This is a genomic window from Albimonas donghaensis (assembly GCF_900106695.1).
Taxonomy (GTDB): Bacteria; Pseudomonadota; Alphaproteobacteria; order Rhodobacterales; family Rhodobacteraceae; genus Albimonas; species Albimonas donghaensis.
In genome coordinates, this window is record NZ_FNMZ01000009.1 from 126,169 (window position 1) to 140,193 (window position 14,025).

A 14,025-nucleotide genomic window follows, 5' to 3' on the forward strand; every position below is an offset into this window, starting at 1 on the left:
CCTGCGGGACGCATACGCCCGCGCCGTCCTGCGGCGCCGGCCAAGCATGCCTCGGCGCGCGCCGATTGGAAAGCGGGGGGCGGCGATGACCGGCCGGCCGCCGCGCCCCTCCGGCCCCGCGCGCCCCGGCCGCAAGGCGAAACACGACGCCCCCGCGCCGAAGGCGGAAGCCAAAACGCCGGCGGCGACGCCCCGCCGCGCCCGCGGCGCGCCGAAGAAACCGCCGCCCGAGGCGCCGCCCTCCCCCGCCGACCCCGCGGCGCTGACCGCCGAGCTGCTCGCCTGGTACGACCGCCACGCCCGCGCCCTGCCCTGGCGCGTCGGCCCGGCGGAGCGCGCCCAGGGCGTGCGCCCCGATCCCTACCGGGTCTGGCTGTCGGAGATCATGCTCCAGCAGACCACCGTCCCCCATGCCGCGCCCTATTTCCTGCGCTTCACCGAGACATGGCCGACCGTCTCCGACCTCGCCGCCGCGCCGGACGACGCGGTGATGGCCGCCTGGGCGGGGCTGGGCTACTACGCCCGCGCCCGCAACCTGCTGGCCTGCGCCCGGGCCGTGGCGCGCGACCATGGCGGGGTCTTTCCCGACACCGAGGCCGGCCTGCGCGCCCTGCCCGGCATCGGCCCCTATACCGCCGCCGCCGTCGCCGCCATCGCCCATGATCGCCCCGCCGCGGTGATGGACGGCAATGTGGAACGGGTCATGGCCCGCCTGCACGCCGTCGAAACCCCGCTGCCGGAGGTCAAACCCGTGCTGCACGCGCTGGCCGCCCGGCTGACGCCCGAGGACCGGCCGGGGGATCACGCGCAGGCGGTGATGGATCTGGGCGCCACGATCTGCGCCCCGCGCAGCCCGGCCTGCGGCCTCTGCCCGTGGCGCGATCCCTGCGCCGGGCGGGCCGCCGGCATCGCCGAGACGCTGCCCCGCAAGACGCCGAAAGCCGCGAAGCCCCTGCGTCGCGGCGTGGTGTTCGTGGCGGTGAACGCCTCAGGCGCCGTGTTGCTGGAACATCGCCCGGATCGCGGCCTGCTGGGCGGGACGCTGGGCCTGCCCGGCGACGACTGGGACCGGCGCGGCGGCGGCGAAGGCGAGACGCCCCGCTCCGACGCGACCCTGGCCGGGCTGGCGCCGATCAAGGCGGATTGGCGAAAGATTTCCGCCCAGGCCCGCCACGTGTTCACTCATTTCCAACTGGTGCTCGACATCATGGTCGCCACGACAGGAGAAGAGTCTCGGCCTGCGCACGGCGCATTCGTCCCTCATGCCCGCGCGCAGGCCGACCGCATCCCCACCGTGATGCGCAAGGCGCTTCTGCTCGGGCTCGACGCGCTGGGGATCGAAGACTGACGGACCGGCGCGGCCGAACCGCCGCGCCCGGGTCCGCCCCCCCCGGCGGACGCCGACCGCTTCAGGTGCGCTGCAATCCGGTGACGGAGGAGCCGAAGCGGTTGTCCCGCTCCACCGATGTCCGGGTCAGCATCCACAGCAGCGCCAGCGCGCCGATCACCGGGATCAGCGGCAACAGCAGCCACCAGCCGCTGCGCCCGACATCGTGCAGGCGCCGGCAGCCCACCGCCAGCGTCGGCGGCAGCAGCGCGACCATGCCGAGCACCGAAATCGGCCGCCCGGCGTCGAGGGCGAAAGACGGGAAGCCCATCAACGGGGCCGACACCAGCCCGTCGACGATCTGGAACAGCACTTGCAGGCACAGGGCGAAGAGCACCCAGTACCAGTATTCGGAGCGGGTCGCGCGCCCGCGGAACTCGGCGAAGTTGAGAAGGACGTTCTGGATCGAGTCGCTGAAGGTCATGGCCAGCCGCTTTCGGCAAAGTGGAGTGGTCCGCCACAGGTTGATGAACGTTCGGCACGATTCTGGGGACATCGGCGGAACGGAATGCGCCCAAATCCTGCCTTATTTCATCTGAAACTGAAAGCTATAATGTGAGGAAAGTCGCTCTATCGCCACGTAACGTCCTACAATCGCGAGGTTAGGAAACGAACGGGCGGCGAGGAGCGCGACCGTTGCGCCGCCGTCATCGCAGCGCAGCGAAAAGGCGAAATGCGCCACGAACATGAACATATCGGAGCGTCCGGGCCTGCGGAATCGGCAAAATGCGCGCGATCGCGTCCGCCCCCCCGCGGCGTCGCCGGCCTGCGAACGCGAACGGACGCCCCCGGGGGTCCGGGGGCGTCCGTCAAAACGTCGCGGCGGCTGGGGAGGGGCGGGGGGCCGCCCGGTCAGGCCTGCGCGCCGGGTCCGGCGCGTCGGCCGCGACTCAGGAGTCGAGCTCGGCGATCAGCTGCTGGCGCAGCAGGTCGATCGGGGCCCGCCCGGCCGGACCCTCGAAATGCCAGTAGGTCCAGCCGTTGCACGACGGCGCCCCCTCCAGCGCCGCGCCGACCTGGTGGATCGAGCCCGACACGTCATGCGCCACCAGCGTGCCGTCGGCGCGCACCTTGGCCCGGTGACGCCCGTTGCCCGAGGTCAGCATCTGGCCCGGCGTCAGCAGACCCCGCTCAAGCACCTGCCCGAAGGGGATCCGCGGCGCCTGGCGGCGGGAGGCGGAGACCCGCAGGCTCTCCATGTCATAGGGGCGCACGGCGTCGATGCGGGCGCGGGCGACCTTGCGATAGGTCACGTCCTGCTCGATGCCGATCCAGGCCCGCCCCAGCCGCTTGGCCGCGGCGCCGGTGGTGCCCGAGCCGAAGAACGGGTCGAGGATCACCGCGCCGGGCTGGGTCGTGCCCAGGATCACCCGGTGCAGCAGCGCCTCGGGCTTCTGGGTTGGGTGCGCCTTCTTGCCGTCCTCGCCCTTGAGCCGCTCGGCCCCCGAGCAGATCGGCAGCACCCAGTCGGAGCGCATCTGCACGCCGTCGTTCAGCGACTTCAACGCCTCGTAGTTGAAGTCGTATTTGCCGCCCTCGTCCCGCGCCGCCCAGATCAGGGTCTCATGCGCGTTGGTGAAGCGGCGGCCGCGGAAGTTCGGCATCGGGTTGGACTTGCGCCAGATGATGTCGTTGAGGACCCAGTAGCCCTCATCCTGCAGGGCCGAGCCGACGCGGAAGATGTTGTGGTAGGAGCCGATCACCCACAGCGTCCCGCCCGGCTTCAGCACCCGGCGCGCGGCCTTCAGCCAGGCGCGGGAGAAGCGGTCATAGGCCGAGAACCCGTCGAACCGGTCCCAGGCGTCGTCCACCGCGTCGACCTTGGAATTGTCGGGGCGATGCAGGTCGCCCTTGAGCTGCAGGTTGTAGGGCGGATCGGCGAAGATCATGTCGACCGAGCCCTCGGGCAGCGCGTTCATCTGCTTGATGCAGTCACCGGCGAGGATCTGGCCCAGCGGCAGTTCGCCCGGCGCGACGCGGCGCGGGCGCTTGGACGGGCGCGGCTTGGGGGCCACGCGGGCGACGCGGGGCTTGGGGGCCGGAGTGGCAATGGGGTTCGGCGCCGGAAGACCGGCGGAGTCGCTCGCGGACATGCCGGGCTCCATTCGCTGCATTCGTGTGGGGGCGTGTTGTTGTTGACCCCAATGTGCCCGAGCAGCGAATCAGCGTCAATATCTTTTCGAATCAGTCGGTTGGCCGAGACTCTTCAACCAAGATGTTGTGTATGGGTCGGAAGCTGCGCCGATGATGTGGGGTCACCCCCCAAAGCTTGAGGGCCGCGATATGGGCTGGGGCGCCATAGCCACGGTTGGCCTCCCAGCCGTATTCGGGGTGCAACACGGCCAGCCGATCCATCTCCGCGTCCCGCTCGGTCTTGGCCAGGATCGACGCCGCGGCGATGGAGACGGAGCGCGCATCCCCCTTGATCAGCCAGCCGGAGGGACAGGGCAGGCCCGGCGGAACCCGGCGCCCGTCGATCAGCGCGAAGGCCGGCGGGCGGGGCAGCCCCTCCACCGCGCGGATCATGGCGAGGTCGGCGGCGCGGCCCAGCCCGAGGCGGTCGATCTCCTCCACGCTCGCCACGCCCACGGCCCAGTCGGCGCAGGCCTTCAGCTCGGCGGCCAGCGCCTCGCGCCTTCGGGCGGTGAGCTTCTTGGAGTCGTTCAGCCCCTGCGGGATCGCGTCGGGGTTCAGCACCACGGCGCCGGCATGGACCGGCCCCGCCCAGGGGCCGCGGCCGGCCTCGTCCACGCCGCAGACCAGGGCGCCGGCGGGCAAGCGGGCCAGCGCCTCGGTCTCGTGCGCGTGATCCGGGGCCGGGGGCAGGATCAGGGGCGGTCGGGGCGCCTTGGGGCCGGTCTTGCGGGGGGGCATGGTCTCTCCTCTCGCCATCGGCCCCCCGCTTAGCGCGGTTCGGGCGTCGGCGGGAGGCGCCCGCGCCTCAGAACCCCATTGAAAGCTGGTCCCCCGGCCGTTGCGGGCAGCGGAACAGGTCGGTGCGCAGCGGCTCGGGCTTGCCGGCCAGGCCGAACCTTCGAGCGGCGCCGTGGAAACGCCGGCGCAGCAGGTCGGCCCAGACCCCCTGCCCGCTCATCCTCCGCCCGAAGCGCGAGTCGTAGTCCTTGCCGCCATGCAGTTCCCGCACCCGGCCCATGACGCGCTCCGCCGCGTCGGGGCGATGTTCCTCCAGCCATTCCTGGAACAGCGCCCGCACCTCCAGCGGCAGGCGCAGCACGATGTAGCCGGCGGATTTCGCGCCGGCGCGCGACGCGGCTTCGAGGATCCGCTCCAGTTCGTGATCGGTCAGGGCGGGGATCACCGGGGCGACCATCACCCCGGTCGGGCAGCCCGCCCGGCTCAGCGCCGCGATCGCCCGAAGGCGCGCCTGCGGAGAGGCGGCGCGCGGCTCCAGCGTGCGGCCAAGCCGGTGGTCGAGCGTGGTGATCGACAGGAACACCCGCGCCAGCCCCTGACGCCCCATCTCGCCCAGGATGTCCACGTCGCGGGTCACCCCGGCGCCCTTGGTGACGATGGAAACCGGGTGGCGATGGGCGCGCAGCACCTCCAGCAGCTCACGGGTGATGCGCCTTTCCCGTTCCAGCGGCTGATAGGGGTCGGTGTTGGTCCCCATGGCGATGGGCCGGCAGAGGTATCCGCGGGCGCGCAGCTCCTCCGCCAAACGTGCCGGGGCGTCGGGCTTGATGAGGATCTTCGTCTCGAAATCCAGCCCCGGCGACATGCCCAGATAGGCGTGGCTCGGCCGGGCGAAACAGTAGACGCAGCCATGCTCGCAGCCCCGATAGGGGTTGATCGAGCGGTCGAAGGGCAGGTCCGGGCTGGAATTGCGCGCGATGACCGAACGGGAATGGTCGTGCAGCACCTCGGTGCGCAGGGGGGCGGGGGGCTCGGCCTCCGCCGTATCGGGGCCGTGCCAGCCGTCATCCACCGGGGCGCGGGTCGTCGGCTCGAACCGCCCCGCGCGGTTGCTGGCGGCGCCCCTTCCATGCCGCCGCGCGGGCGCCACCCCGGCCCGGTCGTCGCCGGTCCAGGCGCCCCCGGCCTCTTCCATTCCGAACAGGTCGTCCATCGACTCAGGCCCTCCGCTGGGACCCGAGACTGACGGAACATTGCGGGAACATCAAGAGATGTCCGGCCCGCCGGACGCCCCCCGCTCAGGCCACCTTGCCGACGCAGGTGACGCAGACCGCGGCATAGGGCGCCAGGTCGAGCCGCGCCTCGGGGATCCGTTCCCCGCAGTTCACGCATTCGCCGAAGGTCCCGTGCGCCACGCGATCCAGGGCGGCGCGGATCTGGCGAACCTCCTGCAGACCGGCCTCGCCCAGACCTTCCAGCACCTCGTCGTTCTCGGCCGCCGTCGCCTGCTCCTCGAAATCGGCGGGGCGCCCCTTGTCGAGATCCTCGTCGATGCGGTGCAGCCGGCCTTCCAGCTCGGCCAGGCGGGTTTCCAGCACGGTCTTGTAGTGGTCTGCGGATTTCATGGCGGTTCCTCGTTGGTCCTTGTCGGTCCTTAACGGAAACCAGCCTGAACCTCTCAGCCGCGCCAGTCCAGCAATCGCCGCTCCAGCCGGCCGATGAGAAAGCTCACCGCCAGCCCCAGCGCCGACAGGATCGCCACCCCGCAGAACAGGCTTTCGAGGTCGTAGAGCGACCCGGCCGTCAGCACGAAGGCGCCCACGCCATGTTCGGCGCCCAGCATCTCGGCGGCGACCAGCAGGATGATGGCGATGGCCAGCGACACCCGCATGCCCGACAGGATCGCGGGCGCGGCGCCCGGCAGCACGATCTTCAGCACGATGGAGCGCCAGGAGAGCCCGAAGCTCTGCCCCATGCGGATCAGCGAGCGGTCCACATTGTCCACCCCGCCATAGGTGGCGACGACGGTGGGGGTGAACACGCCGAAGGCGATCAGCGCGTATTTGGAGGCCTCGTCGATGCCGAACCAGATCACGAACAGCGGCAGCAGCGCGATCTTGGGCACCGGAAACAGCGCGGCGACCAGCGGCGCCAGCCCGGCGCGGGCGAGCGAAAAGAGCCCGATCATCAGCCCCACGCCGATCCCCGCCGCCAGCCCCAGCGCGGAGCCCACGGCCAGCCGCCCCAGCGACGGCCCCAGATGCTCCCACAGCCGCCCCGAGGCCCAGAGCTCTCCGAACACCGCCGCCACCGCGGAGGGACGCGGCAGGGTCAGCGGCGTGATCCAGCCGGACGCGGAGCCCCATTCCCAGATCCCGATCAGCAGCACGAACAGCAGCGGCCCGGCCCAGGCCCGCCCGCTGGGCTGAAAACCGCCGCCGCGGAACGGCACCGGGCGCGGCGCGCCGGCGGCGGGCGCGCCGGTCCGCGCGGACGCGGGGGCGGCGGGGGCGGCGTCGAGGGTCGCGTCGGTCATGGGAAAATCCTCTCGGCCGGGGTCAGGCGCCGGTCAGCTCGCGGTCGGCGTCGGCGGCTTCCTCGCGCAGCAGGCGCCACAGGTCGGCCTGCACGGCGACCAGCGCGGGGTCGTCGGGGCGCCGGTCCTCCAGGGGCGTGTCGATCTCGGCGATCTCGCGCACCTGTCCGGGGCGGCGCGACAGCACCGCGATGCGATGGCCCAGCCGCACCGCCTCGGCCAGGTTGTGGGTGACGTAGACGGCGGTGAAGCGTTCCCGCCCCCACAGCGCCACCAGGTCGTCCATCAGCAGTTCGCGGGTCTGGGCGTCCAGCGCCGACAGCGGCTCGTCCATCAGCATCACCGCGGGCCGCGCCGCCAGCGCGCGCGCGATGGCCACCCGCTGCCGCATCCCGCCCGAAAGCTGCCGGGGCCAGGCCTTCGCGAAATCGGTCAGGCGGGTGCGGGCCAGCACGTCGGCCACGATCTCGTCCCGCTCGGCCCGCGACAGGGGGTGATCCTCCAGCACCAGCCGGATGTTGCCGGCCACCGTGCGCCAGGGCAGCAGGGCGAAATGCTGGAACACGTAGGTCAGCGGGTTCAGCGACCCCGCCGGCGGGTCGCCCAGCATCAGCGCCCGCCCGGCATCCGGCCGCTCCAGCCCGCCCAGCAGGCGCAGCAGCGTGGACTTCCCGCAGCCCGAAGGCCCGACGAGGCAGGTGATCCGCCCCGCCGGCGCCTCCAGCGTCACGTCGCGCAGGACCTCGACCCCGCCATAGGCGTGGCTTACGGCGTCGAGCCTCAGGTCCATGCGCGTCGTCCTTTCGTTCAGAGCGTGTCGACGTAGCTGTCGTCGACCAGCATCTCCATGGAGACCTCGTCCTTCACCAGCCCCTCGGACTTGAACCAGGAGAGCTGGTCGCCGATCGAGTCCATGTTCAGCGCCGCGCCGGCGTTGATGCGCATGGCGCCGTTGACGATGGAGCGGGAGGCCTTCTCGTAGGGCTGATCGGCGTAGACGTATTTGTGGATCAGGCGGGTCATCGCCTCGGCCCCGTCATCGCCCTCGGTGCGGTCCACCAGCGCGGCGTTGAAATCCGCGGCGCCCCGGGCGAAGGCGGCGAGGAAGGCCTCGGTCTTGGCCTTCTCGTTCGCGGCGTTCTGGGCGGAGGTGAACACGGTCGTCACCTGGTAGTCGGGGATGTAGTCCGCGACCATGCCGATATGCTTCACCGCGCCACCGCCGACCAGCGCCTTGCCGATATGGGGCACGATCGACCAGGCGTCGATCTGGGAGGACTTCAGCGCCCCGATCACCGCGCCGACCTTCTGAAGCGGCTTGAACTTCAGGTCGTCGATGCCCTCGGCCGCGGCGATCTTCGAGCCCATGTAGTGGAACGACGACCCCGCCGTGGTGATCCCGAAGTTCCGCCCGCCGAGCCGCGCCGGCGTGGTCACGCCCTGGTCATAGGCGGCGACGGAGGCGAGGATCATCTGGCCGTCGACCCCCTGCTCTTCCTGCAGCGCGCCGCCGATGACCTTGGCCGCGCCCTTCTCGGCCAGCGAGATCAGCCCGCCGGAAATCGCCGTGACCCCGAAATCCGCATCGCGCGAGGCGATGGCGACGGCCATCGGCTGGGCGGCCTGGAAGAAGCGGAAATCGACGTCGAGCCCGGCCTCTTTGAAATAACCCCGCTCATAGGCCACGAAGGAGGCCGCGTGCGAGGTGAAGCGCAGCGCGCCGACCGTCACCTTGGAGGCGGCGCGGGCCGGGGCGTAGAGCCCGGTCCCCGCAAGAGCGGCGGAGGCGCCGAGCGCGCCGAGCGCGTGGCGACGGGTAAGACGGACGGTCATGGCGTGGCTCCTCCCAGGGGGCGATCCTGCGCCCTCTGTTCGGGGCGCGTTCAGGGGCGAGGATAGGAGGGGGCGGACGCCGCGCTGTCAACCGCAGGAGGCCTCCCGGCGACGCGAGGGCCCGCCTTTTCACGCCACGTCAGGCCGCCGTTTCCGAGGCGCCCGCGGGCGCCTCGGCCGCGCGCGCCCAGCGGACCCGCTGCCGTCGCGGCGGGGAAACGCCTCGATCCCGACCAGCGGGCGGCGCGTGGCGCGCCGCGAGGTGCTCCGCCGTCGTTCAGGCGTGCGGGGGGGTAAGGAACGACGGCGGAGCGCGGAGCCCGGCCCGTCGGGGGGCGGGCCTTGCTCCGCGAGGGCGCGCATGCGCGCGCTCGGGGGGTGCAACGGCGAGGCCGTCCTCCCCCGCAAACGCGGCCGGGCGGTTCAGCCGGACGGATGGACTGGGGGGCCATCGCCCGGCACGCGAACCCGACCTCCGACCCGCCCTCTCGGACCGGAAGCCGATACCCGACCGCTGACCGCCGAACCGACTGTCCAGGCCGGATCAACGATCGCCATCCACCCGCCGAAGGTCCGAAGGAACCCCGGGCGCGCCGATGGCGGGCCGCATATCGGAGTTGTTCATAACATTGTCAATGACACTGACTATATCATTCTCATTGACTTGATCCGGCGTCGGTTGCGACCTTGCGCAACCCTTGCTTCGCCGCCCGTTCCCCAGGATCCGCCTTGCCCCTGCCCCGTAAGAAAAAGCGGCTGACAGCCAAGGACTTGCAACGGGAGGCGACCCGCGCGCGACTGCTCGACGCGGCCCGTCGGCTGTTCGAGGCGCATGGCTACAACGCGGTCTCGACCACCGAGATCGCGCGCGAGGCAGGGGTGACGCATGGCCTGATCCACGCCCATTTCCACGCCAAGGCCGGGCTGCTGTTCGAACTGATCGCCGAATCCAACGCCGCCCAGACCGACGCCGCCTGGAACGCGGCCCGGGCCGAGCGGTCGCTGGAGGCGCGGATCGCGGCGATCCTGCGGGTCTTCGCGGAGGCCGACGCCTCGGACCCGGAACTGCTGGGGGTGATGGAGGGCTATTTCTGGCAATGGCCCGAGGCGCTGGAGCAGCGCAACCGCGAACAGCGCGTCGCCGGGCTGGCGCCCCTGCACTGGGCGTTGCAGCAGGGCGTGTCGAAGGGCGAGCTGCGGGCGGACCTGGACCTCGACCGGACGGTGAAGGCGCTGTTCGCGATCTACACAATGACCCTGCGCGCCGCGGTGTTCGACGACGCCGCGCCCGCCGCCTGCGCCGACGAGGCGACGGCGCAGGCCTTGCTGCTGATCGACGGCGCCCGCCCCCGCTGATCCCGCCTCGCGCGCGGGACGGGATCGCCCGGGCGGCGTTCGGGGCCGCCGGCGGGCGGTCAGGCCGAGGTGGTTTCGGGCGCCTTGGCCTTGGCACTGGCCTTGCTGACGCCGGCGGCGGCGAAATCGCCGGCCGGGATCTCGTTGACGATGATCCGCACCGATTCCGCCGGCGCGCCGAGGCTGCGGCACACCGCGTCGGTCACCTCGCGATACATGGCGTCCTTCTGGGCCTGGCTGCGGCCTTCGATCAGGGTGATGTTGAGAACGGGCATTCGGCGTCTCCTGCGCAGGAATGAGATCAGGCGAACCATGCGCCCCCGCGCCGGGCGGCGTCCAGACGCTCCGGCGCGGCGCGGGCGGGGGGGCCGGGGGCGCGGGCGACCGCGGGTTCAGAACCGGTGCGGCTCGATGGCGTCGGGATCGAAGCTGAACCCCGTCCCCGGTCCGTCGGGCAGCGCGATCATGCCGTCGGCGTCCAGTTCCATGGTCTCGCGGAACAGGGCGCCGAACCAGGGCATGTGCTCGACATAGGCGCAGCCGGCGGTGGCGAGATGCAGCGAGTGCTCGGTGAAGATATGCGGCGAGAACGGCAGGTTCGCCGCCGCCATCTGGCCGATGGCCCGGCGGAACTCGGTATAGCCGCCCATGCGCTGAAGATCGGGCATCAGCAGGTCGGCGGACCGGCGCTCGATCATGTTGGCCAGGCCGTGGCGCAGGTATTCGGTTTCGCCCGAGGCCAGCGGGGTGTCGATGGCGGCGGCGATGGCGGCGTGGCCGTGATGGTCCCAGGTGGGGATCGGCTCCTCGAACCACACCAGGCCATAGGGCTCCAGCGCGCGGCCCAGCCGGATGGCCTCGGCCACGGTCAGGCCCTGGTTGGCGTCTGCCATCAGCGCGATATCCGGGCCGATGGCGTCGCGCACGGCCTCGACGCGGGCCAGGTTCTCAGCCAGCGGAATCGCCCCCAGCCGCAGCTTCATCGCCTTGAAGCCCTGGTCCAGGAACCCCCGCGCCTCCGCCGCCAGCGCCTCGGGGCCGGACGACAGCCACAGCCCGCCCGAGGCGTAGGCCGGGACCCGCTCCCGCGCTCCGCCCCAGAGCCGGTGCAGCGGCTGGTCCGCGGCCTTGCCGACCAGATCCCAGCAGGCGAGGTCGATCGGCGTCATGGCGATCACCGTCACCCCCGCGGCCCCGAGGAAATTGCAGGCGCGCAGCATGTCCTCCCACAACGCCTCGACCTGGTGGGGATCGCGGCCGATGACCATGGGGCGCAGGGCGTCGACCATCGCCTCCAGCACCGCCAGCCGGTCGCGGCCGAAGCAGAAGGCGTAGCCCTCGCCGGTCAGGCCCTCGTCGGTCTCCAGCGTCACCAGCAGGCAGGTGACCGAGGCGATCTCGTGGATCGAGGTGCGCAGGGGCGCGTCGAGCGGAAGATCGACGCGGGCGGTGGCGAGGTTGGTGATGCGCATGTCGGGCCTCCCTGCCCTGTGGAGGCGGCCCTCAGGCGGCGCCGCGATAGGTTTCGTTCGGGGCCGCGGAGGGGACGAGCCCCCCCGGCGCGGCATGGGGCGTCACATGGGCGGGGCCGATATCCTCGGCCCTCGGGCAGCCCATCAGGGCGAGGTCGATGTCGATCTCCTTGCGGAACAGCGCGATCACATGATCGAGCCCCGCCGCCCCCGACACCGAAGCGCCCCACAGGAACGGCCGGCCCGCGAAGACCATCTTCGCGCCCAGCGCCCGGGCGATCAGCGCATGGCTGCCGCGCCGCACGCCGCCATCCATCATCACCGTCAGCCGGTCTCCCGCCGCCGCCACCACGCCCGGCAGCGCGTCGAGCCCGCCCGGCCCGAAATCCAGCTGCCGCCCGCCGTGGTTGGAGACCACGACCCCGTCGCAGCCGATCTCCGCCGCGCGGACCGCGTCGTCGGGATGCAGCACGCCCTTGATCACCAGCCGGCCCTTCCAGCGGTCGCGCAGCCAGGCGATGTCGTCCCAGTCCAGCCGGTCGCGCCCGCCGCGGAAACTGCGCGGCGCGTCGTCGATGATCCGCGGGCCGATCACGTCGGTCTGGTTGGCGAAGCGCGGCGCGCCGCCGTCGCGCAGGGTGGGGACCAGCGTCCCGGCCATCCAGCGCGGATGCAGCAGCCCGTCCAGCGCCACCCGCCAGGTGGTCTTGAACGGAATGGTGAAGTCATGGCGGGCGATGTTCTCGCGGTTGGCGGCCACGGGCACGTCGACGGTGACCACCAGCACCCCGATCCCCGCCGCCTCCAGCCGCGCGCAGATCCGGTCCAGCAGCGGCCGGTCGGCGGAGAAATAGCCCTGATACCAGGCGCCGGGATGCAGCTTCGCCAATTCCTCCAGCGGCACGGTCGAGGCGCCGGAGATCACGTAGGGCAGGCCCGCCTCGTGGAAGCTTTTCGCCAGAAGCGCGTCGCAGCGGGGGCGGTAGATGGCCGTGACCCCGGTGGGGGGCATGCCGATGGGGGCGTTGAAACGCTGGCCGAAGACCTCGACCGAGGCGTCGACGGACGACACGTCCACCAGCGTCCGCGGAACCAGCGCCCAGCGCTCGAACGCCGCGGCGTTGCGATCGCGGGAGACGTTGTCCTCGACCCCGCCGGACAGGAACTCCCACACGCAGGCGGGCAGGCGACGGCGGGCGGCGGTCTCGTAATCGCCGATGGAAAAGCGGCGGCCGGTCATGCGCGGCGCCCCGCGAACGGGCCCGCCGGGACGGCGGGGACGGCGGGGGCGCGGGTCGCGGCGGGCGGCCGAGGGAGGTGGCGAGGGGGGTGGATCATGGCGGCGTCTCCTCGCGCATCGGGTCCGCCGGCGGGTCCGGCCCCCCCGTCATCCGCGCTGGCGCGTCCCGGGGCTTGCGTCGAAACCTTGCGGCCCGCGGCTTGCGCTCGGCGTCTTATGGCTTTCATCTGCCGCAAAGCGCCGCCACGGCGCGTGACAAGGAGGAGCGACGCATGGTCAGGGCGATCCGATTTCACCGGCCCGGCGGGCCCGAGGTGCTGCAGATCGACGAGATCGACGTCCCCGCGCCGGGCAAGGGCGAGGTGCGGCTGCGCCAGACCGCGTCCGGGGTGAACTTCACCGACATCTATTCGCGGTCCGGGCTCTACCCCGCGCCGATGCCGATGATCCCGGGGCGCGAAGGCGTGGGCGTGGTCGAGGCGGTGGGTCCGGGCGTGAGCGGCTGGTCCCCCGGCGACCGGGTCGCCTATTGCGCCCTGCATGGCAGCTACGCCGAAGCGCGGCTGATCGACCCCAAGCACCTGATCCGCCTGCCCGACGAGATCGACGACGTGACCGCCGCCTCCATCGTGCTGCGCGGGATCACGGCGCATTTCCTGCTGCATGACGTGCATCCGGTGAAGGCCGGCGACACGATCCTGGTGCATGCGGCGGCGGGCGGAGTCGGGCTGATCCTGGCGCAATGGGCCACGGCGATGGGCGTGCGGGTGATCGGCACGGCGTCGTCGGAGGCCAAGGCGGCGCTGGCCCGCGAGGCCGGCTGCGCCCATGTGATCACGGGGCGCGACGCGGATATCCCCGGCGAGGTGAAGGCCTTCACCGACGGCGCCATGGTCGGCGTGGTCTATGACGCGGTGGGCAGGGACACCTATGTCCGCTCGCTCGACAGCCTGGCGCGGCGGGGGCATCTGGTCAGCTTCGGGCAGGCCTCGGGCGCGATCCCGCCGGTGACCATCCAGGAATTCGGCAACCGCGGCTCGCTGAGCCTGACGCGCCCGATGCTGGGCGATTACATCGCCGACCCGGCGCAGAGGGACGTTCGGGCGGCGGCGCTGTTCGACATGGTGGCGGCGGGACGCATCAAGGTGCGGACCGAGCATGTCTATCCGTTCGAGCGGATCGGCCAGGCGCATGAGGACCTGGAGGCCGGGCGCACCTCCGGCAGCCTCGTGCTGACCATGACCTGAGGGAGCCGCGCGCCGGCCGGCCCGAGGGCCGCGAGCGCGCGCCCGCGCGGCGGGGAGAGGGGGGCGCCCGGCGGCGCCGT

General features: G+C 72.0%; 14 protein-coding genes. 3 read left to right on the forward strand and 11 right to left on the reverse strand.

Annotation, left to right across the window (positions count from 1 at the left end; genetic code table 11):
- Positions 1-85 precede the first annotated feature (85 nt).
- Complete coding sequence (mutY, locus tag BLV24_RS18330) at positions 86-1,348, forward strand: A/G-specific adenine glycosylase (RefSeq protein ID WP_092684518.1); 1,263 nt, start codon at positions 86-88, stop codon at positions 1,346-1,348.
- Between the two features lie 61 nt (positions 1,349-1,409).
- Here the strand turns inward: mutY and BLV24_RS18335 are convergent, their stop codons facing one another.
- The 8 genes from BLV24_RS18335 to BLV24_RS18370 all read right to left on the reverse strand — a co-directional run bounded on the left by BLV24_RS18335 (position 1,410) and on the right by BLV24_RS18370 (position 8,630).
- Complete coding sequence (locus BLV24_RS18335) at positions 1,410-1,811, reverse strand: DUF805 domain-containing protein (RefSeq protein ID WP_176954820.1); 402 nt, start codon at positions 1,809-1,811, stop codon at positions 1,410-1,412.
- Between the two features lie 466 nt (positions 1,812-2,277).
- A complete protein-coding gene (locus BLV24_RS18340; RefSeq protein ID WP_092684594.1) occupies positions 2,278-3,480 on the reverse strand; it encodes a site-specific DNA-methyltransferase in 1,203 nt (400 codons plus the stop codon).
- A gap of 91 nt (positions 3,481-3,571) precedes the next feature.
- Positions 3,572-4,261 carry a ribonuclease HII gene (locus BLV24_RS18345; RefSeq protein WP_092684522.1) on the reverse strand — a complete coding sequence of 230 codons (690 nt, stop codon included), beginning with the start codon at positions 4,259-4,261 and terminating at the stop codon, positions 3,572-3,574.
- Between the two features lie 67 nt (positions 4,262-4,328).
- Positions 4,329-5,456 (reverse strand): PA0069 family radical SAM protein, encoded by a 1,128-nt coding sequence (locus BLV24_RS18350; protein ID WP_092684596.1) that lies wholly within the window; start codon positions 5,454-5,456, stop codon positions 4,329-4,331.
- 103 nt (positions 5,457-5,559) lie between these two features.
- Positions 5,560-5,886 carry a TraR/DksA family transcriptional regulator gene (locus BLV24_RS18355; protein ID WP_092684524.1) on the reverse strand — a complete coding sequence of 109 codons (327 nt, stop codon included), beginning with the start codon at positions 5,884-5,886 and terminating at the stop codon, positions 5,560-5,562.
- A 53-nt stretch (positions 5,887-5,939) separates the two neighbouring features.
- Positions 5,940-6,797: an ABC transporter permease gene (locus BLV24_RS18360; RefSeq protein ID WP_092684526.1), complete on the reverse strand. Its 858-nt coding sequence runs from the start codon at positions 6,795-6,797 to the stop codon at positions 5,940-5,942.
- 22 nt (positions 6,798-6,819) lie between these two features.
- The gene (locus BLV24_RS18365; protein WP_092684528.1) at positions 6,820-7,587 is read right to left on the reverse strand and encodes an ABC transporter ATP-binding protein; all 768 of its coding nucleotides are present in this window, start codon (positions 7,585-7,587) and stop codon (positions 6,820-6,822) included.
- 17 nt (positions 7,588-7,604) lie between these two features.
- The gene (locus tag BLV24_RS18370; RefSeq protein WP_092684531.1) at positions 7,605-8,630 is read right to left on the reverse strand and encodes an ABC transporter substrate-binding protein; all 1,026 of its coding nucleotides are present in this window, start codon (positions 8,628-8,630) and stop codon (positions 7,605-7,607) included.
- A gap of 729 nt (positions 8,631-9,359) precedes the next feature.
- Here BLV24_RS18370 and BLV24_RS18375 point away from each other — a divergent pair.
- The gene (locus BLV24_RS18375; protein WP_176954821.1) at positions 9,360-9,986 is read left to right on the forward strand and encodes a TetR/AcrR family transcriptional regulator; all 627 of its coding nucleotides are present in this window, start codon (positions 9,360-9,362) and stop codon (positions 9,984-9,986) included.
- Positions 9,987-10,045: 59 nt separating this feature from the next.
- On the opposite strand, the gene BLV24_RS18380 is transcribed toward BLV24_RS18375, so the two are convergent.
- The 3 genes from BLV24_RS18380 to BLV24_RS18390 all read right to left on the reverse strand — a co-directional run bounded on the left by BLV24_RS18380 (position 10,046) and on the right by BLV24_RS18390 (position 12,698).
- Complete coding sequence (locus BLV24_RS18380; RefSeq protein ID WP_092684535.1) at positions 10,046-10,300, reverse strand: 2-hydroxymuconate tautomerase; 255 nt, start codon at positions 10,298-10,300, stop codon at positions 10,046-10,048.
- A 78-nt stretch (positions 10,301-10,378) separates the two neighbouring features.
- Positions 10,379-11,458 carry a mandelate racemase/muconate lactonizing enzyme family protein gene (locus BLV24_RS18385; protein ID WP_092684537.1) on the reverse strand — a complete coding sequence of 360 codons (1,080 nt, stop codon included), beginning with the start codon at positions 11,456-11,458 and terminating at the stop codon, positions 10,379-10,381.
- Positions 11,459-11,489: 31 nt separating this feature from the next.
- Entirely contained in the window at positions 11,490-12,698 is a 1,209-nt protein-coding gene (locus BLV24_RS18390) for an alpha-hydroxy acid oxidase (RefSeq protein WP_092684539.1), read from the reverse strand.
- Between the two features lie 272 nt (positions 12,699-12,970).
- Between BLV24_RS18390 and BLV24_RS18395 the strand changes: the two genes are divergently transcribed.
- Entirely contained in the window at positions 12,971-13,945 is a 975-nt protein-coding gene (locus tag BLV24_RS18395) for a quinone oxidoreductase family protein (protein WP_092684541.1), read from the forward strand.
- Positions 13,946-14,025 lie beyond the last annotated feature (80 nt).